General features: G+C 69.8%; 22 protein-coding genes. 6 read left to right on the top strand and 16 right to left on the bottom strand.

Features of this window, described 5'->3' with window-relative positions:
- Positions 1-17: 17 nt before the first annotated feature.
- Positions 18-863: a hypothetical protein gene (locus CMC5_RS10515; RefSeq protein WP_050430275.1), complete on the bottom strand. Its 846-nt coding sequence runs from the start codon at positions 861-863 to the stop codon at positions 18-20.
- A 256-nt stretch (positions 864-1,119) separates the two neighbouring features.
- Entirely contained in the window at positions 1,120-1,407 is a 288-nt protein-coding gene (locus CMC5_RS45740; RefSeq protein ID WP_218920250.1) for a hypothetical protein, read from the bottom strand.
- 367 nt (positions 1,408-1,774) lie between these two features.
- Between CMC5_RS45740 and CMC5_RS10500 the strand changes: the two genes are divergently transcribed.
- The 3 genes from CMC5_RS10500 (at position 1,775) to CMC5_RS10490 (ending at position 8,482) form a co-directional block, all read left to right on the top strand.
- The gene (locus CMC5_RS10500) at positions 1,775-3,202 is read left to right on the top strand and encodes a hypothetical protein (protein ID WP_050435835.1); all 1,428 of its coding nucleotides are present in this window, start codon (positions 1,775-1,777) and stop codon (positions 3,200-3,202) included.
- A gap of 13 nt (positions 3,203-3,215) precedes the next feature.
- A complete protein-coding gene (locus CMC5_RS10495) occupies positions 3,216-7,049 on the top strand; it encodes a PAS domain S-box protein (protein ID WP_050430272.1) in 3,834 nt (1,277 codons plus the stop codon).
- A gap of 98 nt (positions 7,050-7,147) precedes the next feature.
- Positions 7,148-8,482 (top strand): dicarboxylate/amino acid:cation symporter, encoded by a 1,335-nt coding sequence (locus tag CMC5_RS10490; protein WP_050430271.1) that lies wholly within the window; start codon positions 7,148-7,150, stop codon positions 8,480-8,482.
- 48 nt (positions 8,483-8,530) lie between these two features.
- Here the strand turns inward: CMC5_RS10490 and purS are convergent, their stop codons facing one another.
- Positions 8,531-8,779, bottom strand: a complete 249-nt coding sequence (gene purS, locus CMC5_RS10485) for a phosphoribosylformylglycinamidine synthase subunit PurS (RefSeq protein ID WP_050430270.1) — start codon at positions 8,777-8,779, stop codon at positions 8,531-8,533.
- Positions 8,776-9,765, bottom strand: coding sequence for a phosphoribosylaminoimidazolesuccinocarboxamide synthase (locus tag CMC5_RS10480; RefSeq protein ID WP_050430269.1), 990 nt, complete (start codon positions 9,763-9,765; stop codon positions 8,776-8,778). The genes purS and CMC5_RS10480 overlap by 4 nt, the downstream gene beginning before the upstream one ends.
- 83 nt (positions 9,766-9,848) lie before the next feature.
- On the opposite strand from CMC5_RS10480, the gene mdh reads away from it, so the two are divergent.
- Positions 9,849-10,790 carry a malate dehydrogenase gene (gene mdh, locus CMC5_RS10475; RefSeq protein WP_050430268.1) on the top strand — a complete coding sequence of 314 codons (942 nt, stop codon included), beginning with the start codon at positions 9,849-9,851 and terminating at the stop codon, positions 10,788-10,790.
- 8 nt (positions 10,791-10,798) lie between these two features.
- Entirely contained in the window at positions 10,799-11,551 is a 753-nt protein-coding gene (locus CMC5_RS10470) for an SDR family oxidoreductase (protein ID WP_050430267.1), read from the top strand.
- Between the two features lie 9 nt (positions 11,552-11,560).
- Here the strand turns inward: CMC5_RS10470 and CMC5_RS10465 are convergent, their stop codons facing one another.
- The 11 genes from CMC5_RS10465 to CMC5_RS10415 all read right to left on the bottom strand — a co-directional run bounded on the left by CMC5_RS10465 (position 11,561) and on the right by CMC5_RS10415 (position 22,392).
- The gene (locus CMC5_RS10465) at positions 11,561-11,764 is read right to left on the bottom strand and encodes a hypothetical protein (protein WP_050430266.1); all 204 of its coding nucleotides are present in this window, start codon (positions 11,762-11,764) and stop codon (positions 11,561-11,563) included.
- A gap of 82 nt (positions 11,765-11,846) precedes the next feature.
- Positions 11,847-12,590 (bottom strand): cytochrome P450, encoded by a 744-nt coding sequence (locus CMC5_RS10460; RefSeq protein WP_050430265.1) that lies wholly within the window; start codon positions 12,588-12,590, stop codon positions 11,847-11,849.
- Positions 12,591-12,733: 143 nt separating this feature from the next.
- A complete protein-coding gene (gene tnpC / locus CMC5_RS10455; RefSeq protein ID WP_425394821.1) occupies positions 12,734-14,440 on the bottom strand; it encodes an IS66 family transposase in 1,707 nt (568 codons plus the stop codon).
- A gap of 5 nt (positions 14,441-14,445) precedes the next feature.
- A complete protein-coding gene (tnpB, locus tag CMC5_RS10450) occupies positions 14,446-14,820 on the bottom strand; it encodes an IS66 family insertion sequence element accessory protein TnpB (protein WP_050430263.1) in 375 nt (124 codons plus the stop codon).
- Positions 14,814-15,173 (bottom strand): IS66 family insertion sequence element accessory protein TnpA, encoded by a 360-nt coding sequence (tnpA, locus tag CMC5_RS49100; RefSeq protein ID WP_050430262.1) that lies wholly within the window; start codon positions 15,171-15,173, stop codon positions 14,814-14,816. Before tnpA ends, tnpB begins: the two co-directional genes overlap by 7 nt.
- A 55-nt stretch (positions 15,174-15,228) precedes the next feature.
- Positions 15,229-15,822, bottom strand: coding sequence for a cytochrome P450 family protein (locus tag CMC5_RS10440; RefSeq protein WP_050430261.1), 594 nt, complete (start codon positions 15,820-15,822; stop codon positions 15,229-15,231).
- 299 nt (positions 15,823-16,121) lie between these two features.
- Positions 16,122-16,643, bottom strand: a complete 522-nt coding sequence (locus tag CMC5_RS10435; RefSeq protein ID WP_050430260.1) for an OmpA family protein — start codon at positions 16,641-16,643, stop codon at positions 16,122-16,124.
- 23 nt (positions 16,644-16,666) lie between these two features.
- Positions 16,667-17,173 (bottom strand): response regulator, encoded by a 507-nt coding sequence (locus CMC5_RS10430; protein ID WP_050430259.1) that lies wholly within the window; start codon positions 17,171-17,173, stop codon positions 16,667-16,669.
- Positions 17,174-17,307: 134 nt separating this feature from the next.
- Positions 17,308-18,675 (bottom strand): sigma-54-dependent transcriptional regulator, encoded by a 1,368-nt coding sequence (locus CMC5_RS10425; RefSeq protein ID WP_050430258.1) that lies wholly within the window; start codon positions 18,673-18,675, stop codon positions 17,308-17,310.
- Between the two features lie 2 nt (positions 18,676-18,677).
- Positions 18,678-20,138, bottom strand: a complete 1,461-nt coding sequence (locus CMC5_RS10420) for a sensor histidine kinase (RefSeq protein WP_050430257.1) — start codon at positions 20,136-20,138, stop codon at positions 18,678-18,680.
- Positions 20,139-20,154: 16 nt separating this feature from the next.
- Positions 20,155-22,392, bottom strand: coding sequence for a serine/threonine protein kinase (locus tag CMC5_RS10415; RefSeq protein ID WP_050430256.1), 2,238 nt, complete (start codon positions 22,390-22,392; stop codon positions 20,155-20,157).
- A 709-nt stretch (positions 22,393-23,101) separates the two neighbouring features.
- On the opposite strand from CMC5_RS10415, the gene CMC5_RS47395 reads away from it, so the two are divergent.
- Positions 23,102-23,416, top strand: coding sequence for a hypothetical protein (locus CMC5_RS47395; RefSeq protein WP_063796532.1), 315 nt, complete (start codon positions 23,102-23,104; stop codon positions 23,414-23,416).
- A 22-nt stretch (positions 23,417-23,438) separates the two neighbouring features.
- Here CMC5_RS47395 and CMC5_RS10405 read toward each other — a convergent pair whose 3' ends face one another.
- Positions 23,439-24,530 carry an STAS domain-containing protein gene (locus CMC5_RS10405; RefSeq protein WP_425394831.1) on the bottom strand — a complete coding sequence of 364 codons (1,092 nt, stop codon included), beginning with the start codon at positions 24,528-24,530 and terminating at the stop codon, positions 23,439-23,441.
- Between the last annotated feature and the right edge of the window lie 139 nt (positions 24,531-24,669).

Below are 24,669 nucleotides of genomic sequence, written 5' to 3'. Positions count from 1 at the left end.
GCTGCCCGGGTGGGTGATCAGCGGCAGGAGGAGGGGACGTTCGCGCTGGCGAGCATGGCGCGGACCTGGCCGAGCGCCGCGCGGGCGTTGGGGTCGTTCCGCAGGGCGTTGCAGGCGGCTGCGGCGGAGATGTAGAAGCCCTTCTGCTCGGGCGGGGCCGAGGCGGAGTTCTGCTGGAGCGCGGCGCAGCAAGCGCTGATGCCGTCGCCGCCGCCAGTGCCGCCGCCCGCCTTGGAGATCGAGCGCATGGAGCTGAAGACGCCAGCGCTGTCGCCCGAGGGCTCCCAGCCGCCCATCACGAGCAGGCCTTCGGCCTGGGGCGCCACGTAGGCGGTGCGGACCTGCGCGCCAGAGCGCGTGCACACGCCGTCGGCGGCGATGGCGGGTAGCTTGCTCTTGCCGAGGGAGATCGACTCGGTCGAGGCCCACTCACAGCCGCTGAAGCCGAGCGCCTCGGTGACGGTCGAGAGCTTGGCGTTCGGGCCCTCGGCGGTGGTGAACGAGACGGCGCCGATCTGGGCCTTCTTGTCCGCGGGACCGCTGATGTTGACCGCGCCCTTCGTGGTCTGCCAGCCGCTCGGCACCTGCATGGTGGCCTGCGCGCCGGTGACGGCGAGGGCCGAGCCGGTGGCGCCGTCGGCGCGTCCGTCGAGCTCCGCCTTCACGCGGCTCTCGATCTTCGAGTTGGTGTTGGCCCCCTCGATCTGCATCTCCGTCGTCTGGGTCGGCGCGGGCGTGGGCTCCGGCGTGGGCGTGGCGACGGGCGGCGGGGCGATGGGCGGCGCGTCGTCTTCGGTGTTGTTCCGGCACGCGACCAAGCCCAGGACCATGGTGGCGACGAGGGCGCCTCGAGACAGGTTCATGACCATCCTCCGCAAAGTGGAAACGCGACCATCAGGCCGCTCTCCGGCCCGGTCAATACCAGGCATCGATTCGTTTCGACCGGAAAGCACGGTAGCGCCGCCACCGTGGCACAGTGAGGCCGAGCCGATCCACAGGATTCTTGGTACGGGGGGGCCTCCAACCCGTACACGCATCCATGCATCCAGCAGCATCGCGACAGGCGCCGGGCGGGCTTCCATGAGGCCACGGGACTTCACGAAGAGGCGCCACGGGACTTCACGAAGTGCGTGAACTCCAGGAGGTGCGCTCGGCCCAGCACGGACCAGCGGAGGAGAGCGTCCCCGTCATCCCGTCGTGGCGCGCGCTCCTCGTGGACGACAGCGAGATCGCAGCGCCGAGCGCGTGCGCATCGGGACAGTACGCACCGACGTCTCGAGACGTCACCTCCTGGACTTCGAGCGCGGCCATGCAGCCTTCGAGTGCGGTCACGCAGTCTTCGAGTGCGGCCAAACAGCCTTCGAGTGGGGTCACCAGACTTCGAGCGCCGACGGCATCGGCATGCACAGATCCTCCCAGAGGGGCTCCTGCCTCGGGGGGCGTAGAGCCCCCTTAGCTGCTCGGCGACATGACGCTGCAGTCCGGTGACGCTCCGAGACGGACGCTCGATGCCACGAAGCGAGCACTCGATGCCACGAAACAAGCACTCGACGCCACGAAGCGAGCACTCGATGCCCCGAAGCAAGCGCTCGACGCCACAAACGGGCGCTCGACACGCGAGGGTGACGCTCGCTCGCGCGGGTGCACGGCTGAACGGCTGTACGGGCAGAGAGGCTCGGGCATTCGCTCGCGGACGTGAGAAGCCCGCGAGCATGCTCCGACATCCAACGAACACTGGCCTGCACCGAGGTTCGGAATGCAAGGAGGTCGTCCCTTGAGCACGCTCATCACGCCGTGGATCCGCGGGCTCGCGCTCGCTTCGGCCGTTCTCGTCACAGGGTGTGCGAGCGGGCTCGGCGACGTCGATGGGCCCGCACCTGCGGGAGAGGCCGCCGCGATGCCGACGTTCCACCGGGACGTGGCGCCGATCCTGCGCGCGCGCTGCCAGAGCTGTCATGCGCCCGGGGAGATCGCGCCGTTCAGCCTCTCCCGCTACGAGGACGTGAAGGCGGTCGCTCGCCTCGTGGTGGCGCGGACCGAGGATCGGTCGATGCCGCCGTGGGGGGCGTGGGAGACCGAGGCTTGCTCGCCGCGCTTCGGCTGGAAAGACGACAACCGGCTCACGGATGCGGAACTCGCGACGTTGAGGGCGTGGGAGGAGGCGGGAGCACCGGAGGGGGAGGTGGCGAGCGCACCAGCTCCAGAGGGCGTCGCGCGCGGTGGGCTGTCGGAGGTGAGCGCCGTCGTGGAGCCGGCGGCGCCGTTCGTGGCGCGCGGGGACGCGGATCAACTGCGCTGCTTCGTGATGGATCCAGGGCTCGAGGAGGATGTCTGGGTCGGTGGGCTGAACGTCGTGCCCGGGAACGCGAAGGTGGTCCACCACGTGGTGGTCTTCGTCGATGGGCGCGGGGCGAGCGAGGCGCTGGCGGGTCCCGATGGGAGCTACGACTGCCAGGCAGGGCCGCAGTTCGAGGGGGTGCGGGTGCTGGGGACGTGGGTGCCTGGGGGTCGGCCCAGCCAGTATCCGCCCGGCTCGGGGTACTTGCTGCCGGCCGGGGCGCGGCTGGTGACGCAGGTGCACTACCACCCGGCCGGCGCGGTGGCTGCGCCGGATCGGACGCGGGTGGAGTTGCAGTTCCTGAAGGAGACGCCGGAGTACCGGGCGATCTTCTTCGCGCTGGGGAACCAGACGAGGCAGCGGCCGGACGGGGATGGGCTCCAGCCCGGGCCAGGGGATCGGGGGGAGCCGGAGTTCCTCGTGCCCGCGGGCGCGAAGGGGCACACGGAGACGATCCGCATGCGCGTGCCCGAGGAGTTCATGGGGGAGTCGCTGCGGGAGGGGTTCAAGGTCCACAGCGTGATGCCGCACATGCACTATGTGGGGACGGACATCCGGATCGAGGTGGAGCGGCCGGGACCGCGAGGCGCGGATCCAGCGGCCGAGTGCCTGGTGGGGGCGCCGCGGTGGAGCTTCGACTGGCAGCAGACCTACGCCGTGGACGCGCCGCTCGACGCGCTCCCGACGTTGCAGACGGGGGATCGCGTGACCTTGCAGTGCACGTACGACAACAGCATCGACAATCCGTTCGTGAAGCGGGCGCTCCTGGAGGAGCACCTCCCGGGGCCGCGGGACGTCGTGCTGGGCGAGGGCTCGCTCGACGAGATGTGCCTGGGGTTGTTCACCGGCCTCGTGAGGAACTGAGCGGCAGGTCGCCATGGCCGAGTCGCCCGCGCCAGAGCCGAGTCCACGCCGCTTCGCGGCGCTCTTGCGTGAGCGCAAGGCGGCGCTGCTGGAGGCGTGGAAGCGGCGGGTGCTGGAGGCGCCCGAGGTGCCCGAGGCGAACCGGCTGAGCGAGCCGGCGCTGCTCGATCACATCCCGGCGCTGATCGATCGGCTCGGCGCGCTGCTCGACGCCTGCCCTGTCGAGACGGATCGCGCCGAGTCGCTCGGCAGGAGCCTGGGGCAGGAGGAGACGCCGTTCCAGCATGCCGATCAGCGGCATCAGGAGCGGTACAGCCTGGCGACGGCGCTGCGGGAACTCTCGTACCTGCGCGCGGAGATCGGGGCGCTGTGCCTCGGAGAGGGCTGGCCGCTGACGGGGGCCGCGTCGGCGCTGGTGCACGCTGCGCTGGACGAGGCGTCGACGACGCTGGCGTCGCAGATGGATCGGGCGGCGCTGGCGGAGGAGCGGCGGGTGCAAGACGTGCTGCGGGAGAACGAGCGGCGGCTGTCGACGACGCTGAAGAGCATCGGGGACGCGGTGCTCTCGACCGACGAGCGGGGGCGGATCTCGCTGCTGAACCCGGTGGCGAGCGCGCTCACGGGGTGGTCCCGGGAAGAGGCGCTGGGGCAGCCGGTCGAGGCGGTGTTCCGGCTGGTGGACGAGCAGACGCGGGAGCCGGTGGAGAACCCGACGGGACGGGCGCTGCGCGAGGGGCATGCGGTGGGGCTCGGCAGCCACGCGCTCTTGCTCCGCCGGGGGGGCGGGGAGATCGCCGTCGACGACAGCGCGGCGCCGATCGTGGACGATGCGGGGAGGGCGACGGGGGTGGTGCTGGTGTTCCGGGACGTGACCGCGGAGAGGGCGGCCGACGCGGAGCGCGCGCGGCTGCTCGCGGAGGCGCAGTCGGCGCAGCGGGTGGCCGAGTCGTCGCGGGAGCGCATCGCGCTGCTCGCGCAGGTGAGCGCCATCATGGGCAGCTCGCTCGACGACGAGGAGCACCTGAAGGAGCTGGCGCGGCTGCTGATCGCGACGCTGGGGGACGGCTGCACGGTGAACATGGTGGGCGTCGACGGTGCGTTCGACCGGAAGATCAGCGCGGCGGTGAACGAGGAGATCGGCGCGCGGCTGGATCAGACGTGCCGCACGCCTTTGCCGGAGCGGGTGCGGGACCTGATGCTCGCCCAGCTCCAGAGCGGCCGCGCCCGGAGCTTCGACGACTTCACGGCCGAGGTCCTGTCCGGCCTCGCTCCCGACGATCCGTACGTCATGGCGGTGCGGGAGATCCCGGTGCTGGCAGCCGTGTTCCAGCCGCTGTGCGTGCGGGGGCGGCCGCTGGGGTTCATCACGCTGTTCACGGTCGACCCGGCGCGCGCGTACTCGCCCGACGATCTCGCGCTGCTGGAGGATGTGGCCGAGCGGGCGGCGCTCGCCATGGAGAACGCGCGGCTCTTCCGCGAGGTGGAGGGGCAGCGGGCGCGGCTCTACGAGCTGTTCCGGCAGGCGCCGGTGGCGATCGCCATCCTGCGCGGGCCGACGCACATCGTGGAGCTGAACAACCCGCGGATGGATCGGATCTGCGGGCCCCTGGACCGCATCGGCAAGCCGCTCAGCGAGGCGATGCCCGAGCTGGTGGAGCAGGGCTACGTCGCGCTGATGGACGAGGCCTACCAGACGGGTCAGGCGAAGGTCGGCATCGAGCAGTACGTGCTGATCGACCGCGAGGGAGACGGACGGATGGAGGGGGTGTACGTCGACTTCGTCGACCAGCCGATGCGCAACGCGGCGGGCGAGGTGGAGGCGATCATCCACGTCTCCTTCGACGTGACCGAGCGGGTGCTCGCGCGCCAGCGGATGGAGATGCTGGACGAGGAGGCCCGGCAGTCGGAAGAGCGCTTCCGGGCGACGTTCGAGCAGGCGGCGGTGGGGGTGTCGCTGACGGCGCCGGACGGGCGGATGGTGCTCGCCAACCAGAAATTCGCGGACATCCTCGGCTACTCGACGGAGGAGCTGAGCACGAAGGATTTCCGGGAGCTGACCCACCCGGACGATCTGGCGCTGAGCAACCTGAGCATGGAGCAGCTCCTCTCGGGTGAGGTGAAGGCGGCGACGCTGGAGAAGCGCTATGTCCGCAAGGATGGGCGGCCGGTGTGGGCGACCGTCTCGACCTCGCTGGTGCGGCGCGCGACGGGCGAACCGGATCACTTCATCGCCATCGTGGAGGACATCACGGCGCGGAAGGAAGCCGAGGCAGCGCGGGCGCTGTTCGAGGAGCTGGTGGAGACGAGCAAGGACGTCATCGGCTTCGCGACACCCCAGGGTCAGGTGCTGTACCTGAACTCGGCGGGGTGCAGGCTGCTGGGGCTCGCCGGGCGAAGCGAGGCGCGGGCGCGGACGCTGGTCGACTGCATCGGGCCGGAGAGTCTGCACCGGGCGCTCGACGAGATGCTGCCGGCGGTGCTCGACGGCGCGGTCTGGGAAGGGGAGCTGACGGTGCGCAACGTGAAGACCGGGGAGGTCATCCCGGTGCACCAGACGACGCTCGCCATCCGCGGCGAGGGCGGGGCGACGCGGGCGGTGGCCATCGTGGCGCGGGATCTGCGCGAGCAGAAGCGGCTGGAGTCGGAGCGCGGCGAGCTGCTGGCGCGAGAGAAGCGGGCGCGGGCGGCGGCCGAAGAGGCCAACGAGCTGAAGGATCACTTCCTGGCGACGGTGAGCCACGAGCTGCGCACGCCGCTGAACGCGATCATGGGCTGGACGCGGATGCTGCGCGCGGGACATCTGCCGCCAGAGCGGCACGCGCGGGCACTGGAGACGGTGGAGCGCAACGCGAAGGCGCAGGCACAGCTCGTCGAGGATCTGCTCGACATCTCCCGGATCATGAGCGGGAAGCTGCGGATCGAGGTGCACCCCCTCGATCTGATCGGGGTGCTGGAGACGGCGCTGGAGACGGTGCGGCCGGGCGCGGAGGCGAAACACCTCACCTTGCAGACGTCGCTCGGGCACGGCGCGATGACTGTGCTGGGGGACGCGGCGCGGCTGCAGCAGGTGATCTGGAACCTGCTCAGCAACGCGATCAAGTTCACGCCGCAAGGGGGCACGGTGATGGTCCGGATGGTGCGCGACGAGGGCACCGTGGCGCTGGAGATCGAGGACACGGGCCAGGGGATCGCGCCGGACTTCCTGCCTCACGTGTTCGATCGGTTCCGACAGGCCGAGGACAGCATCACCCGGTCGCACGGGGGGCTGGGGCTGGGGCTGGCGATCGTGAAGAGCCTGGTGGAGCTGCACGGGGGGACGATCCACGCCGAGAGCGCCGGCGAGGGGATGGGGGCGAGGTTCTCGGTGCGCTTGCCCTGCGTGAAGACGCGCGAGCAGCCGCCGGAGCGAGGGTCGGTGCCGCCCTCGGGGCTGGAGGGACACGAGGGGGATTGTCCGCCGGAGATCCGGGGGATGCGGATCCTCGTGGTGGACGACGAACCCGACGCGCGGGAGCTGCTGGTGACCATGCTGGAGCGGTGCGGGGCGACGGTGGTGGCGGCGGCGAGCGCGGCCGAGGCGCTGGAGGCGGTGGGGCGGATGCGGCCCGATCTGCTCCTCGCCGACATCGCCATGCCCGGCGAGGACGGCTACAGCCTGATCCGGAAGGTGCGACGGCTGCGGCAGGAGCAGGGGAGCCGGACCCTGGCGGTGGCGCTCACCGCGCACGCCCGGAGCGAGGACCGGACGCGGGCGCTGCGCGCAGGGTTCAACATGCACGTGCCGAAGCCGATCGATCCGGCCGAGCTGGTGGCCGTGATCGCCAGCCTCGCGCCACGCGAGCGATGAACCGCCCCCTCGAAGCGCGTCACCCCCTCGAAGCGCTTCGCCTCCTCTAGCCCACGGCCGGACGATCCCACTACCCTGCACGTCGAATCAGCCCACCCATGAGCAGCCCCGAGACGCCGGCGAACGCCGGGAGGCCCGACGCGAAGCCGCGCTGGTACGGCAACCTCTACGTTCAGGTGCTGTGCGCGATCGCGCTCGGCATCGGGGTGGGGACGCTGTTCCCGGAGTTCGGGACGAAGCTGAAGCCCCTCGGGGATGGGTTCATCAAGCTGGTGAAGATGATCATCGCGCCGATCATCTTCTGCACGGTGGTGCAGGGGATCGCCGGGATGAGCGATCTGAAGAAGGTGGGGCGGGTCGGGCTGAAGGCACTCCTGTACTTCGAGGCGCTGACGACGATCGCGCTGGTGATCGGCCTCGTGACCACGAACCTGGCGAAGCCGGGGGCGGGGATGAACGTGGACGCGGCGCACATCGATGCGTCGTCGGTGTCCGGGTACATCCGCCAGGCGAAGGAGCAGAGCGCGGTCGACTTCGTGCTGCACGTCATCCCGGATACGGTGGTCGGGGCCTTCGCAGAGGGGGAGATCCTGCAGGTGCTGCTGCTGGCGATCCTGGCCGCCTTCGCGCTGCACGGGGTGGGTGAGCGAGGGAAGCCGCTGATCGCGCTCGTCGACGCGAGCTCGGCGGTGCTGTTCAAGGTCGTGGCGATCCTGATGCGGGCGGCGCCGATCGGCGCGTTCGGGGCGATGGCGTTCACCATCGGCAAATTCGGGATCGCGACGCTCGCGTCGCTGGTGAAGCTGATGCTCTGCTTCTACGCGACGTGCCTGCTGTTCGTGTTCGCGGTGCTGGGGATCATCGCGTGGCTCGCCGGGTTCAGCATCCTGAAGTTCGTGCGGTACATCCGGGAAGAGCTGCTCATCGTGCTGGGGACGTCGTCGTCGGAGGCGGCGCTGCCGCGGATGCTGGCGAAGATGGAGCGGCTCGGGTGCCACCGGTCGGTGGTGGGGCTGGTCATCCCCACGGGCTACTCGTTCAACCTCGACGGGACGTGCATCTACCTGACGCTGGCGGCGGTGTTCCTGGCGCAGGCGACGAACACGCCGCTGTCGCTGGGGCAGGAGCTGGGGCTCATCGGCGTCCTGCTGCTCACGTCGAAGGGGGCCGCCGCGGTGACGGGGTCGGGGTTCATCGTGCTGGCGGCGACGCTGGCCTCGGTGGGGCACATCCCGGTGGCGAGCATCGCGCTCATTCTGGGGGTGGACCGGTTCATGTCGGAGGGGCGAGCGCTCACCAACCTGGTGGGGAACGGGGTGGCGACGATCGTGGTGTCGAAGTGGGAGGGGGCGCTGGATCTGGAGCGGCTGCGGCGCGAGCTGGATCACCCGGGAAAGGCCGAGGGCGAAGTCGCGGAGCAGCCCGTGGGGTGATGGTCGTCAGGGCACTGGGATCGAGGAGCGCCGGGTCACGCGCCGCGCTCAGGAGACGAGTTCGACCTCGTAGTCCTCGACCACGGTGTTCGCGAGCATCTCGTCGGCCATGACGCGGAGGCGTTGCTCCAGATCGGGCGCGGTGGCGAGCGCGGGATCGAGCTCCAGCTCGATGAGCTTGCCGACGCGGACGCCCTTCACGCCCTCGAAACCCAGGTGGTCCAGGGCGCGCTTCACGGCGTCCCCCTGAGGGTCCAGCACGTCTCGCTTCAACCGGACTCGGACGATGGCTTTCACGGGCGTGGGACTCCTTGCTGATCGGCGGGCCCGAGCGCGCGGCGGATCCGCGCGACCGGGTCTTCCAGGTCGGGGACGAAGGTGTCCCCGGTGATTCTCTCGTAGGCGACGATGTAGCGGCGCGAGGCCTCGATGCGGATCGCGTCGGGGATCTCGGGGATGGGGCCGTCGCCCTGGAAGCCCTGCGCGGCGAGCCAGCGCCGGACGTACTCCTTGTCGAAGGACTCGGGCTCCTCACCGCGCGCGAGGCGCTCGGCGTAGGTCTCGGCGAACCAGAAGCGGGAGGAGTCGGGGGTGTGGATCTCGTCGATGACGCGGAGCTTGCCGTCGCGGTCGCGGCCCAGCTCGTACTTGGTGTCGGCGAGGATCAGCCCGCGCTCGGCACACCAGCGCGAGCCTTCGGCGAAGAGCGACATGACCATGGCCTCGGCTTCGTCGAAGTCGCGCTCGGAGAGATCCGTCTGGGCGAGCAGCTCGGCGCGGGAGACGGAGATGTCGTGGCCACCCTTCGCCGCCTTGGTGCTCGGCGTGAGGATGGGGGTGGGCAGCGGCTCGTTCTTGCGCAAGCCGTCAGGAAGGAGGTGGCCGCAGAATTTGCGCGCGCCCGCGGCGTAGTGGGTCCAGATGCTGGTGGAGGTGACGCCGGTGAGGTAGGCGCGGACGACCATCTCCACGGGCAAGGGAGTGCACTCGATGGCCTCCATCACGGAGGGATCAGGGCGGGAGATCAGGTGGCTGGGGGCGACGTCCCGGGTGCGCTCGAACCAGAAGGCGGCGAGGCCGTTCAAGATCTGGCCCTTGAGGGGGAGCGTCCCGAGCACGCGATCGAAGGCGCTCACCCGGTCGGTGACCACCAGGTAACGTCGGCCGTCCGCGGTGGTGTAGCAGTCCCTCACCTTCCCTTCGTACCGCTCGCCGAGCCAGGGAAATGAGGTGTGCTCGAGCGTCCTGCCGAGCGCGAGCCGAAGCGTCTCTTCAGGGACCATCGAAGGGCGGCTTAGCCGGGAGTGCGTCGACAGGCAAGGGCCGTGGTTGGTCTCCGGGCAGCGGGGTGGTAAAGGGGCCGGCCATGAGCAAGCGGAAGAAGATCGCCCTGATCGGCGCAGGCAACATCGGCGGAGAGCTCGCGGCACTCATCGCGCGCAAGCAGCTCGGAGACGTCGTCCTTTTCGACATCCCCTCGAAGACGAACTTCGCCAAGGGCAAGGCCCTCGATCTGGAGCAGAACAGCGCGATCCTCGGCTACGACGCGAGCATCACCGGCAGCTCCGACTGGAAGGACTGTGCAGGCGCGGACGTCATCATCGTCACCGCCGGCATCCCGCGCAAGCCGGGTCAGAGCCGCGATGATCTGGTGGCGACGAACCTGCCGATCATCCGCAGCGTGGCGGACGGCGCCAAGGAGCACTGCCCGGACGCATTCGTGATCGTCATCTCGAACCCGCTCGACGCGATGGTTTACGAGTACAAGCGCCGCACGGGCGCCCCCCGCGAGAAGGTGGTGGGCATGGCCGGCGTGCTCGACAGCGCGCGCTTCCAGCTCTTCCTCGCGCGTGAGGCGGGCGTGTCGGTGAAGGACGTGCGGGCGATGGTGCTCGGCGGCCACGGCGACGACATGGTGCCGGTGCTCAGCGCGACCACGATCAACGGCGTGAACATCTCGAAGTTCATCGGCAAGGAGAAGCTCGACGCGATCATCGAGCGCACCCGCAAGGGCGGCGGCGAGATCGTCGGGCTGATGGGGACGAGCGCGTACTACGCGCCGGCCTCGGCGGCGGTGGCGATGGCCGAGAGCTACCTGCTCGACCAGAAGCGCTTGCTGGCGTCGGCCGTGTACCTGACCGGCGAGTACGGCTACAACGACCTCTACATGGGCGTGCCCGTGGTCATCGGCGGCGGTGGCGTCGAGAAGATCGTGGAGCTCGACCTGTCCGCGGACGAGAAAGAGATGCTCGCCAAGAGCGCGAAGAGCGTGCAGGGCATCACCGACGTGGTGAAGGCCTCGGCCTGAGCCAAGGCGTGACCGAGGTCCCCCTCTCCAGCCCGGATCGGCGTCGGACGGCGCTGATCACGGGCGGCGGCGTCCGGGTGGGCGCGTCGATCGTCCGCGCCGTCGCCGCAGCAGGCGCGGACGTGATCGTCCACTACGCGCACAGCGAGAGCGGGGCCTTGGCCGTGGTCGAGGAGGCGCGACGGCTCGGTCGGCGCGCCACGGCCATCCAGGCCGACCTCGGCGATCGAGCGGGAATCCAGCGGCTCGCGGACGAGGCGCTGGCGTGGACGTCGGGGAAGCTGGATCTGCTGGTCCACAACGCGGCGAACTACGAGCGGATCGATCCTGCCGCGCTCTCGGCCGAGCCGTGGGACCGGGCGCTGAAACTCAACGCGGAGGCGCCTTACCTGCTGTCGCTCGCGCTGCGAGAGGCGCTGCGAGAGGCGCGCGGGAGTGTGGTCGCGCTGGTGTGCTTGAGTGCGGAGCGGCCGTGGCGCGAGTACGTGCCGTACTCGGTGTCGAAGGCGGCGCTCGCCCAGGTGGTGCGTGGCCTGTCGCTGGCGCTCGCGCCCGAGGTGCGGGTGAACGGGGTTGCGCCAGGCGCGGTGCTGCTGCCCGAAGGAACGGACGATGCCGAGCGGGCGCGCGCGCTGTCGCGGATACCGCTGGGCCGCATCGGGCGTCCCGAGGACGTGGCACGCGCGGTGGTGTTCCTCGCGGAGAACGACTTCATCACCGGGCAGATCCTCGCCGTGGATGGCGGGGAGTCGCTGGTGTAGGCGGCGCGTTCAGCAGACCTGAGGTCGCGAGATCATCGCGACGACGCCGCCCAGGGTGCCGAGGAGGGCGCATTTCGCCCGGTCCACACCCGAGAACGCTGCGCCGGCGATGACGCACAGGAAGCCGAACGCGAAGGTGGCGACACGGAGCCGGTTCGGGTCGGTCTGGCGGGCCGGTGGTTCCCGGGGCGGGGTGCGGTAGGGGTGGCTCACGGCGTTCAGTGTAGAACCCAGCCAGAACACCGAGAACCCGGGAGGAACCCGATGCCCGGCGCGGGGCGGGCCGTCGCGTCCGTCAGCGCGCGGCGGGCGGGCGCGCGCCCCAGGTGACCTGAAGCTCATTCACGCCGTAGATCACCGAGTTTTCCCGGAACGACGGCGGCGCGTCCGGGTGGAGCAGCCGCAGATCGGGGAACCGCGCGAGGAGCTTCGACAGGATGATCCGCATCTCCACGCGGGCGAGCAGCTGGCCGATGCACTGATGGATGCCGTGGCCGAACGCCACGTGCTGGTTTCTGGCCCGGTCGAGCTGGAAGTGGTCGGGCTGCGCGAACTGGATCGCGTCGCGGTTCGCCGACGCCAGGTGCAGGACCACCTGCTCCCCCGCAGCGATCGGCTGTCCTCCCACGGTGAGCGGCGCCGTCGCCACCCGGAGCAGGCCGAACTGGGGGACGGTGAGGTAACGCAGCAGCTCCTCCACGGCGGCGTCGATGCGCTCCGGGTGAGCGCAGAGCTCGGCCCAGACGCCGGGCATGCGCAGGAGGGTGAGCGTGCCCAGGCCGATCATGTTCGTCGTGGTCTCGTGCCCGGCGATCAGCAGGAGCTGACCGATCGAGGCGATCTCGTCGTCGCTGAGGGGCTCGCCCTCCGTCTGGGCCTTCGAGAGCCCGCTGAGCAGGTCGTCTCCGGGGTTGGCCCGCTTCGCCTGCACCAGGGTGCGCAGGTAGTCCCGCAGCGCCAGCTTGCTGGCGAGCAGGTCGTCACGGCGGATGTCGAGGCGCAGGAGATCGCTGGAGAGTAAGCGTCCGGCCCAGGGCATGCCCAGAAGAGGGTTGAGGCGTGGGAAGAGCGAGGTGCAAGCTCTCCTGGGCGCATGCTGGCGCAAGGCAGACGGGAGCGTGGAACGCCCGCAAGCCAACCTCGGGAGCCTTCATCCGACGTCGAGCAGGAATGCGGATGCGGCTACGAGGCGGCGACGCCTACAGCCGTTGCGTCGCTGGTGTGCGCCTTGGACCAAGCGTCGGGGAGTAGCTCGTCGAGCCTCGAGCGTGGCCAGCCGCGTTGCAGCTTGGTGATGACATCGGTGGCCCAGAGGAGAGGGTTGACCCCTTGCAGGCTGCACGAGCGGAAAAGCGTGAAGCCGATGGCGAGACGTTCAGCGCCCTTGTCGGAGCCGGCGAAAAGGAAGTTCTTGCGACCGACAGCGATCTTGCGCAGCTGCCGCTCCGCCTCGCCATTGTCGATTTCGAAGCGCCCGTCGGAGAAGCACCGTCGCCAGGCGGCCTCCTGACCTTTCGCATAGAAGGTCGCCTCATACAGAGGCGTCTTCGGCACGAGCGTCTTGTGGGTCTCGCGCACCCACTGAAAGAGTGCATCGACCAGGGGCATCGCGTGGGCTTGTCGATAAGCGTGCCGCTGCTCTGGAGAGAAACCGCGCGCCTTGCACTCGGCCTCGACAAGATAGATGCCCTTGAAGTAGCCGAGAGCGATGGCGGCGCTGAGATCGCCGAGCTTGGCAGCCTTCTCGAATTTGGCGCGGATGTGCATGCCGCATCCGAGCCGACGCTCCTCGGACAGACTCGGCGCGGAGTGAGTGGATTGGCGCAGCATGGCATTGTAGCCAGCGTAGCCATCGCCCTGAAGAAAGCCCTGAAAGGGCTGAAGCAGGGCCGCTGGGTGCTTGGCCTTCCAGTCGGGCGCATAGAGAAAGGAAGCGAGGTGGTCGCCGACGAAGACCCACAGGTGACCGCGTTTGAGGCGCCGAGGATGCTTGCGGTCCTGGACGGGAATGCCGGTATCGTCGGTGCGCAGATAAGGCTCGGCGAGGACCCGCTCGGTGATGCGCGCCGCGATGGGCGCGAGCAGGTCGAGGGTGAACGCGGTCCAGTCTCCGAGCGTGGAGGACGACAGGACGACGCCCGAGCGCGCACACGCCTGGGCCTGCCGATACAGGGGCATCGAGTCCTCGAACTTGTCGACGACGAGCTTGGCGAGCAGGCCAGGACCGGGACGACCGCGGTCCATGACCTTGTCGGGCGGAGCGGTGGAGACGCCCTGCTCGGGACAGCGTGGGCAAGCGAGCTTCTCTCGTTGCTGCTCGACGACGATGAAACGCGCAGGAATGAAGTCGAGCACCTCGCTGGTCCGGTAGCCAATGCAGGCCTTGTCTCGACCGCATTGACCGCAGACGCGCTCCGAGGCGGGCACCGTCAAGCGCTCCCGATGGCGCTCGAGATGCGCTGGCAGCGGCGCACGCTCTGCACGCTTCGGTGGCTTCGGTGGGTCGGCAGGGGGAGCTGCCTGCTCCCCCTTCTCGGGCGGAGCATCATCGGGCGGAGCTTCAGGGAGCTGAGAAGCAGGGGCCTCGTCGGCGTCGAGCAGCGTGGTCAGCCAGAGCGAGAGCTGCTGCGAGCTGACCTTCTGGCTCTTGCGACCGTACAAGGCTCGCAGTGCGGTCTGGAGGCGCAGCGTGAGAGCATGGTGTGCGTCGGTCAGCTGCGTGAGCCATCCGAGCACGTGCTCGATGAGCTCCGTGACGCATCCTCGGTCCGCGAGCTGGGTCAGCTGGCGCCGAACCTGCACGAGGTCGACGGGAGCCTTGACGACAGCAGAAGAAGAGCGGGCCACGTATCGAGCGGTGTATTCACCGCGCGCCACAGCACAAGGCATTCAATTTACGCCGCGAGTTTGCCGGGCGAAGGCAACCTCCAGCGCTTTTTCCTCGTCGCACCCGACAGGTCGAGGCCTTCGAGCATCAGCGCAAGCTCGGCGGCATCCATCTCGACATGCGTCCGCCCTGCGCTCACGGCGTGGGTGAGGTGGAATCGCCCTTGAGCGAGCCGCTTGGACACGATGCAGTAGCCGGTGCGATCCCAGAACAGGATGCGCACCTGGTCCGCCCTGCGGTTGAGGAAGACGAACAGATGGCCACTCAGGGGGTCGGTGCCGAATCGCTGCATCACCTGCGCCGACAGGCCATCAAAGCCTTTGCGAAGATCCGTAGGCTCCGCCGCGACGTAGACTCGCACCGACGGCGGCAGCATCAGCATGCGCCAGTCCCTCCAGCCACGCGGAGCAGCCGCGCAAGCGTCGTCGCATCGAAGTCCTCCTGCACCCGCACGATGCACCCATTGGGGAGCGCCAGCTCGATGCCGGCTGCGATGGCAGGCGACGGCGCCACCCCTACGCGCGCCGGATGAGCCTGCGGGGACTTGACGACTCGGACCGGAAGAAACCTCGGCGGAGTACTCTGAAGCGCCGCTCCAGAGGACGTACGGAGTCTCGACGTCCACCAGTACAACGACTGGACCTTCAAGCCCTCCAACCCGGCAAACGCCTTCGCGCTCAAGCCGCTCTGCTTCCACCGCTCTACCCTCTCGCTCCACTCCGCTCGCGTCGCCATCTCAACCTCCAGTGCCTTCGATGGCCTCTGGAGTTACCCGCCCGCACTCGGCTGATCACGATGGCGGTGACCGGACGGATACGCTGGAGACGCGGCGGAAGAAGGCCTGGTCTTCGTACGGGATCCCGAGCAGCCGGCAGATCACCAGCAGCGGCACGGGGAGGGCGAGCGCCAGCACGAGTTCCGCGCGCCGCTCCGAGGCAGCCTCCATGGCGTCGAGGCGCTCGTCGACCAGCCGCTCGATGAGCGGCTCCAGCGCCCGCACCTGGCGCATGCCGAACTGGCCCGCGAGGGGACGGCGGAGGCGCTTGTGCTCCGGCGGATCGGTGTCGAGGAGGTTGGGGGGCCGGAGTACGGCCATCTCCTCCTGCGAGATCAAGCTTTCCCGGAGGTGAGCATTCAGGTGCGTACGCTTCGAGCTCAAGCGCGGGTCGGCGAGGCACGCGCGTACGTCCTCGTAGCGTGTGACCAGCCATCCCGGCGGTCCGTCCGGAAAAGCCAGCCGCGCCACGGGGTGCTCTGCGCGCAGCACCTGAAATTCCGGTGGTGGGGACAGCGGGCAGGTCCGCCGTGTGGGAAGCGAGATGGTCGCTTCACAAATCGCTTCCGCGGCGCGCTCCCGCGCGTCGGGCGCCATCAGCGCCGGCATGTCGCCGAGCTCCGGGCCATCGATCCCCTCCCCCAGGGTGCAACGAGCCCCCGGGTGGAGTCATGGCTCAGCGTTCGAGGCCAAGCAAGAAGGTCGTGGCGGGATCGAGGCCAAGCACGGTTGGGACATGCCGGTGATGGCAGATCCAGGAGGTCCGTGTCGCTGAGGGCATGCCGGCGACAGGAGGCCCGTGTCGCTGAGGGCATGCCGGCGACAGGTGGCCCGTATCGCTGAGGGCATGCCGGCGGCAGGAGGCCCGTGTCGCTACGGAGCGATGGCCTGGAACGGAGGCGGCGCGCTCAGTCGACGAGGAGGACCTGGACGCGGCGATCCTTGGCCCAGCCGGACTCGTCGTCGCCGGTCGCGTCGAGCTCTCCCTTGGAGGAGGTGCCGATCTTGCCAGCGCTGACGCCACGCCGCTGGATGTACTGGGCGACGGAGCTGGCGCGCTTGTGGCCGAGCGCGAAGTTGTACTCGAGCTCCCCGCGCGGGTCCGCGTGACCGACGATCATCATGCCGCGGCCCTTGAGCGGGCCGGAGGAGAAGCAGGTGGCGATGGCGTCGAGGGTCGGCTGCGAGCCCTTGTCGAGCCGCGACGAGTCGAACGCGAAGTAGGCGGTGGGCAGCGAGCAGGCCTTGGCGATGCGGTCGTCGACCTGCACGGAGCCCTCACCCTTGTTCTGAGCGCCGTTGCCCGCGCCATTGGGACCCTGCAGGGCGCTGTCGTTGGCCGTGTTCGGCTTGGGCGTCGGCTCGGAAGCGCAGCCCATCATGCCAGCAGCCATCAGGAACGCGGTCAGAAGCGGGAACACCTTGTTCATCGAAATCTCCTCATCCTCGTCAGTCAAAAATCACGTTGAAGGCGCGCCAGGTTGAGAACCACCGTGCGCAGGTCGTCGAGATCGAAAGGCTTGCGGAACACCGCGATGGCGCCGAGCTCGCGGGCCTTGGCCTGGAGTTCGCGGTCGTTGAACGCGGTGATGTAGATGATGGGCAGCGAGCCGCCGACGCTCAGGAGGCCCTCGAGCACGTCGCTCTCGCTGAAGCCGGGGAGCTGCACGCCGGAGACGATCACGTCCGGCGGCTCGAACATGAGGCTGTCGGCGACCGTGGACGCGAGGTGCCGGAGCAGCGCTTCGCCGCTGCGGACCTCGGTGACGGCGTGACCGTCACGCCGGAGGGCATAGGAGAGCAGCCGGAGTACTTCGCTGTCTTCCTCGGCCAGGAGCACATGGGCGCGCTGGCTCTGGTTTCGGTTCCGCTGGCGCTGTCCCGGCGCCGGATCCTGGACGCACGCGGCGGGTTCCAGGTCGTGCGGGGTGCTCGCGCTCATGGCCGAGACGAAGAGCACGGAGCGTGCCGCGTTCGAAATCAGGGAGCGCGCGCAGGTTCAAGCCGCAACGTCGTACCGCGTGACGGTCGACGTCCGCTCGGGTCGCCGTGATTCGCGACGGCCGTCGCATTGTGCAACGAGCGCGGTGCGGCTCAGCCGGCGGTCGGGTCGCCGTAACGCGCGAGCTTTCGGTAGAGCGTGGCGCGGTCGAAGCCGAGGACCTTGGCCGCGATCGTCTTGTTTCCCTGCACGGCCTCCAGAACGCGCGCGATGTACCGACGCTCGACCTCGTCCATCGGCAAGAGCTCCGCCGGGTCCTCGGTGACGGGAACGAGGTCGCGGATCTGGTAGCGCTGGATCTTCTGGGGAAGGTCCTCGACGGCGATCTGCTCGTAGCGCGCGAGCGCCACGGCGCGCTCGATGCAGTTCGACAGCTCGCGCACGTTGCCCGGCCAGCTGTAGGAGAGGAGCTTCTCGGCGGCCGGCGCGGACAGCCCGGTGACCCGGTGGCCGGTGGAGGCGGCGAAGCGCTCGACGAAGTGCTGTGCCATGAGGAGCACGTCGCTGCCCCGGGAGCGCAGGGGCGGCAGCTCCACGTGGACGACGTTGATGCGGTAGTAGAGGTCCTCGCGGAACCGGCGCTCCTCGACGGCGGCCTCGATGTCGCTGTTCGTCGCGGCGACGACGCGGATGTCGAAGGGGCGCTCCTCGGTGGCGCCGAGCGGCCTCGCGCGGCGCTCCTGGAGGGCGCGGAGGAGCTTGGGCTGGAGGCCCAGGGGCATGTCGCCGATCTCGTCGAGGAAGAGGGTGCCGCCGCTGGCCTGGAAGAAGAGGCCCTGGCGGGCGCCCTTGGCGTCGGTGAAGGCGCCTTTGGCGTGGCCGAACAGCTCGCTCTCCAGCAGGGGCTCGGGGACGGCGGCGCAGTTGACGGCGATGAAGGGACCGTCGCGTCGCGGACTGCGACGGTGGAGGGCGCGCGCGACCAGCTCCTTGCCGGTACCGCTCTCGCCGGTGACGAGCACCGAGGTGTCGACCTCGGCCACGCGGTCGATGAGGTCGTAGACCTTGCGCATGGGCGCGCTCGCCCCGAGCATTTCGCCGTAGCCTTGCGAGGCTGCCGCGGCCTGGCGGAGACGCTTCACCTCCTCGCGGAGGGCGCGGTGGCGGATGGCGCGGACGAGGGCGAGCCGGAGGACCTCCAGCTCGAAGGGCTTGGTCAGGAAGTCGTAGGCGCCGGCCCGGATGGCGGCGATGGCCGACTCCAGGCTTCCGAAGGCGGTGATCACCAGGACGGGGACGTCGGGGCGGTTGGCGACGATGCGCTCGCAGAGGGAGAGGCCGTCCATGCCCTTCATGCGGAGGTCGGTGACCACCGCATCGAACTCTTCCTCGGCGAGCAACGCCAGGGCCGCGTCGCCGGAGGTGCAGCTCTTCACCTGGAAGCCGCGCTTCTTCAGACCAGATTCGAGCAGCTCCCCCACGCTCCGCTCGTCGTCGACGATGAGGACCCGGCCCGACATGCTCACCCGACCGCCGGGAGGTAGATGGAGAACTTGCTGCCTTGCCCCTCGGTGCTCTGGACGTCGATCCAGCCGTCGTGTTCACGCACGATGCCCCAGGCGACGGAGAGGCCGAGGCCCGTCCCCTCCCCCACCTGCTTGGTGGTGAAGAAGGGCTCGAAGATGTGCTCCAGGGTCTCGGCCGTCATCCCCTCTCCTTCATCCTCGACGTAGATGCACACGTGCTCCGCCTCGTCGCCGCCCACGTCCGCCGGGGGGCGCGCGCACTCGCGTCGGACCCCCGTGCGGATGTGCCCGCCCTCGGGGAGGGCCTGGATGGCGTTCATCACCAGGTTGGTGAGCGCCTGCCCGAGCTGCGCTTCGTCGACATCGAGGACGATGTCGCCTTCGCCTTCGGCTGCTTCGAGGTCGATGTCCACGCCCTGCTTCTCCGCCAGGGGACCGAGCATATCGCAGGTCCTGCCGAGCAGCCGCCGCACGCCGACGGGCGCTTTGTCGGCACCACGGCGGCGTGCGAAGTCGAGGAGCTGCCGGATGATCTCGGCCATGCGGTTGCCTTGCTCGACGATGATCAAGGCGTTGGCCTCGGCCTCGGCGTGCGGCATGTCGTCGTCGCAGATCATCCTGGCGCGCCCGGTGACGACCTGGAGAGGCGCCCCCAGCTCGTGGGCGACGCCGGAGGCGAGCTTGCCGACGGTGACGAGGCGATCGGCGTGGCGGAGCTGGTCGATGGCGGTGAGGCGGGCGGTGGTCTCGGCGAGGATGCGCTCCTGGGCGGCGGCGAGGCGCACGCACATGGCGTTCATTTCCCGGGACAGCTCACCGATCTCGTCGTCCTGGGCGACCGGAGGGTCGACGCGCAGGTCGCCGCCGCCGACGCGGCGCGCCTGACGGATGAGGTGCTGCATCGGCCGCCCGACCAGCCAGACGCCGACCACGGTGGCCAGGAGGCCACAGAAGAGGGCGACCGCGGCGGTGGCGAGCGCCGTGTTGCGGATGGTGCGCTGGATGTAGCGCTGCTCTCCGGCGAGGGACTCCGCAAGCTCCAGGGCCCCCAGCTCCCCCTCCGCGAGGAGCGGAACGTAGGTCACCAGCATCTCGGGCGCGTCCGGAGGGGTCGCCTTGAGGACCACCTTCTCGCCGCGCAGCACGGGTTCGAGGGCCTCGACGGGGACGAGGGGCGGCTCCGCAGCGCTCTGGAGGGGGAGCGCGATGTAGCGGATGGCGACGTGGTCCTCGCGGTCGTTGGCGTCGGCGATGAGCTGAAGCGCGCGCTCGCGGCCGTCGGAGAGCCAGACCTCGTACGCAGCCTCGGAGAGGACGCGCCCGATGATGTGGGCGTCGCGCTGCATGTCGATCTCGAAGAGGCCGAGTTCACGGCGGATGCGCACATAGGAGTGCACGGCCAGCACGACGAAGACCCCCAGGAAGAGCATCACGACGAGCTTCCGGGTGAGCTTCATGAGATGTCGTCCAGGCTCAGGCGGCGCGCCCCTCCAGCACGCCGCCGTCGGCCGTCACCACGAGGGCGACGCCGGAGTCCACGAACAGCGAGACGATGGGCGCGACGGCGCTGTCGTCCTTCCAGACGCACGTCCACACGCCCTCCCCGGGAGGCGCCGGGGTTCGACACCAGATGCGCCGGGCCGACGCGGCCCAGGCGGTCCCGTCGGGGGAAAGGGCGACCGCCGAGAGATCGAAGCGCGCGTCCACGGTCTCCGTGGTGATGTGCCCCTCGTGGTACCAGATGGCCGTTCCATCCACGCCCGTCACCAGACCGAGGCCCAGGTCCGGCGTCGCGGCGCCAGCGAGGAAGGCGCGCACCTCGGGGACCGGGAGGTACTCCAGGAACCACTCCAGCGGGACGTAACGCGCGACCACCCCGAGGCCGTGCTGGCCGCGGCCCACCACCAGCCACTGATCGTCGCCGATGCGCGCCAGGCCCGACAGGTGGGCCATGCCGGCGATCTCGTACGCCCGCATCCAGCGCTTGCCGATGAAGGTCTGGAGCATGATGGGAGCCCCAGGAGCGGCGGAGGCGAGCACGCCGATGTCCTCGTCATCGCCGCTGAGCGCGAGGTAGTGCTCGGTGGCGCCGGCGCGGTGCGTGACGTTGGCCACGCCGCCCGTGGTGTAGGTGGCGAGGGTCGCGCCGTCACCGCCGACCAACCAGCGTCCAGCGGCGACCCGCTGGACGAAGCGGATGCCTCGCGCCGCCGGGAGCTGCGCGGCCTCGGCGATCGACCAGCTCGTCCCGTTCCAGAAGAGCAGGCCCTCGCTCGTCGCGGCCAGGCAGCGGCCGTAGCCGTCCCACCCCACGCTGCGCACGACCCCCTCGATGCTGCGCTGGTTCAAGACGCTCCAGCGCCACACCTCGCTGCCCGTGAACGTGCCCCCCGGTGGGAGCGCGCCGGCGGGAGGGCCCGCCGGCATGCCCTGGAAGCCCTGGAAGGCCGGGGTGAGCGGCGCCAGGAGCGGGGGCATGGAGGGGATGGTCATGCGCTCCGCGAAGTCCTCGGTGTCGGCCGGGAGCGGTGCGGGCGCCGGGACGACCACCGGAGGGGCCGCGGTCGAGGTGCGCCGCACCTGGATGGTCTGCCGCATCCAGGATGGGCCAGGGCGCGCGGAGCCGAGATCCATGGCCTGAGGCGCGGCCGGCGGGCGCTGCGAAGGCAGCGGCGGCGCCGAGACGCTGGGGGTCGCCGCGCTGAGCAGCGGGACCGAGGCGACGGGCTTGAGGTAAGGCACCAGCATCGCCGCCAGGCTCTCGGCCTCCTGCAGCCGCTCGTCGGGCGTCGGGGCCGTGGCCCAGCGGAGAGCGAGGTCGATGGACTTGCACGCCGACTCCTGCGCGCGGAGCGCAGGATGGAGCCAGCGCCCCTCCAGCACGCTGCGGCGCGTCCGCGAGGTGACCGCGGCCAGCACCTCGGCGGCGCGCCGTTGCGGAAAGAGGGGCTCGCCCGTGAGCAGGAAGTAGACGACCCCCGCGAAGCCGAACAGGTCGGTCCAGGGGCCCAGCTCGCTCGAGCCGGAGAGCAGCTCCATGGGCCGGACCCCCTCCATCTCGATGGCCCCGATCCCCAGCGTTTCCTTGACCCCCTTCGGCCGCGCCAGGCCGAACTCGCTGATCTTGAAAACCTCGTCCACACCAGCGCCGCAGCAGAGGATGCGCTCCGGGGTGAGATCACGGTGGATCACCCCCACCTCGTGGACGGCGGTGAGGCCAGCGGCCATGCATTCCACCGCCCGCATCGCGCGCCCCGGGTCGAACGCGGTCCCGGTCGCCTCGATGGTGCTCTCGACGCGCTCCTGGAGCGTCGTCCCTTGCGTCCCCCCGTGGACGTACTCGATGGTGATCCAGGGCAAGGTCTGCATGCGCATCCCGCGCTGCAGCTCCACCAGGCCCGTGTCGATGAGCCGCACGACGAACGGGGTGGGCGGCACCCGCTCGTTCAGGCGCCGGAGCGACTCGGCCTCCTTGCGGACCACCACCTCCGCCGTGGCGCCCAGCTGACGGGAGAACGAGGGGCGGAGAATCTTCACCACGACGGGGCTCTCGCCCTCGGGCGCGATCCGGAGCGCGTAGAACGAGGCGAACATGGTCCCCACGCCGGCCCGGCGCATGATCTGGTAGCGCACATCGGGCGCGGCGCCGCTCGTCAGGCTGGACCCGAGCAGTTCATCCAGGGCCTCGTCATCGCGAAGGATCGTGATCACGGCGGAACCATATCCCAAGCGCGGCCGACTCGCCCAGCCAGGCGCACCAGCGTCCCAGCTCACTACCACCGATTCAGGAGAGCGCCTCCTCCACTGCGTGCGCCACGATCAGAGAGGTCGCACGCCGAGCTCGCGGTGCCCGCGCCAGGTCCCGCTGAACCATGGCGGTGCCATCGCCTCTACCGACCGAACACCACGCATTACCTGCAAGGCATCGGATTCGTGCCCATTTAATGCACTCCTGCTGCAACGATTCACCTTGTCACCTCACCCATTTCGCCACAAATCGCCGCACATGGCTGCACGACGGACGGCGTGGCATTGCCTCTTCAGCGCCCACCTGCGCGCATTCGGTCCCTCCTCCTTCGAGATCCGCGACGAGGTTCAGCTCTCCGCGGAGCCGCTGCGCATGGACTACCTGCTGCTACGTCGGCGGGAGGTCGCGCCGCACGGAGAGGCAGGCAAGACATTGCGAGGGCTCTGGCCACGTCCGTCACTGGCGACCGTCATCGAATTCAAGACCATCGGGCGTCCTTACAAAACAGACGACCTTGACCGCCTATGGAGCTACATCCACCTTTTCCGCATCGACCGGACCAGCCGCCTTCCACATCGGTCGGATCTTCGCGCAGCGTTCGCGCACCAACCGCAGCGCACGCGACAGGGACGGCAATTCTGGGCACAGCTCGTTGGCTCCGAGGAGGTAGGCATGTCGCTGCACGAGATGGAGGACTATCAGGAGGTGATCCGGAAGCTGCTGGGGACGCTGACCCCCGAGCAAATTCTGGAAGCCGTACCTGCCGAGAAGCTCATGCGGAACCTGACCCCCGAACAACGCCTCGCCGGCCTCGACCCCGAACAACGCCTCGCCGGCCTCGACCCCGAGCAACGCCTCGCCGGCCTCGACCCCGAGCAAGCCCTTCTGGCGCTCCCGGACGAAGCCCTCCGCGGGCTCTCCGAGGCCTACCTACGCACCCTCTCCGAGCCCACCCGTGCTCGCATCCGCCAGCGCCTCGAACGCTGACAGAAGCAAGCCACGTACTTCTTCAGCTCCGCGCGGCCCGACCGCCCCGCGCCCGCAACGCATACGCAACGCCCGCCCCCAGATCCCGGTGAATGCGGATCCCTCCCAGGTCTGCACCTTGCTCGACGAGGGTGCGCGCCACGCCGCTCCCCAGCCCGGTCAAGACGCTCTCGGCCCCCAGGAGCCGAATGGCGCGCGCAGTGGCGACGATCTCGTCCACGAGCTCCGCGTCGAGAGAGGGGACGCCCGTCATGTCGAGGATCGCGATGGACACGCCGCGATCGGCCACCCCCTGGATCAGCACCTCCCGCACCTTCTCCACGCGGCGGGAGTCGAGCGCGCCGACGAGGGGCATCACCACCACGTCCTCGTGGATGGGCAAGAGCGGAGTCGAGAGCGCCAGCATCATCTCGGCCTGGGCGGCGATCGTCTCTTCGTGGAGCTGCCGCTGCGCGGCCGCCAGCTCGGCGCGGCGCCGGTCCGTCACATCGCGCAGCAGCAACAGCGCGTCGCCCTCTCCAGCGCGGGCCACGCGCGCTTCGTACAGCCGCCCCAGATCCTCGCGCTCGACCTCGAACACCTCCGTCGGCCCCCCGGCGAGCACCGACGCGACCGCCTCGCGTGCGGCGACCGCCGCCTGCCCGGGGAGCATGTCGTCCAGCTCGAGCTGCGGCGCCCCGACGGCCCTCAGATCTTCGCAGCGGCCCTCGGTCGACACGCGCAGCATCGCGTCGGGGACCGCGATCAGCATCGCCCGCGTCCTCGCCTCCCCCTGACGCAGGTTCGCCTCCTGCAACCATTTCTCCGTCAGCGCGCAGGCCATCTGCCGCACCTCGACCGCGTCGAAGGGCTTCTTCAGCACCAGGAAGCGCTGCGGAGCGCCGAGGCGCGCCAGGATGCGGTTCCACGAAACCTCGGCGTGGGCCGTGCAGATCACGGCCTGCATCTCGGGATCCTCGCCCCAGATCCGCTCCAGCGTCTCGACACCGTCGATGCCCGCTGGCATCCGCACGTCCACGAAGGCCAGAGAGAAGGGCGCCCCCTCTTCGCGGGCGCGCCGCGCGGCCTCGATTCCGTCCTCGCCGCGGTAGACGCTCGTCACGTCGAAGCGCATCGCGATCGGCCCGGCCCCCGTGCCGAAGAGCGCCGCATCCATCGCGTCGAACTCGGCGTCCTCGGCGCCGCCTTCGAGGATCTCCCGCAGGTAGCGATGGATCTCCACGTTGTCGTCGATCACCAGGACGCGGCGGTTC

The sequence above is a fragment of the Chondromyces crocatus genome (assembly GCF_001189295.1).
Classification (GTDB): Bacteria; Myxococcota_A; Polyangia; order Polyangiales; family Polyangiaceae; genus Chondromyces; species Chondromyces crocatus.
Note: the sequence above shows the minus strand (reverse complement) of the source record. Positions and strands in the feature narration are given on the sequence as shown.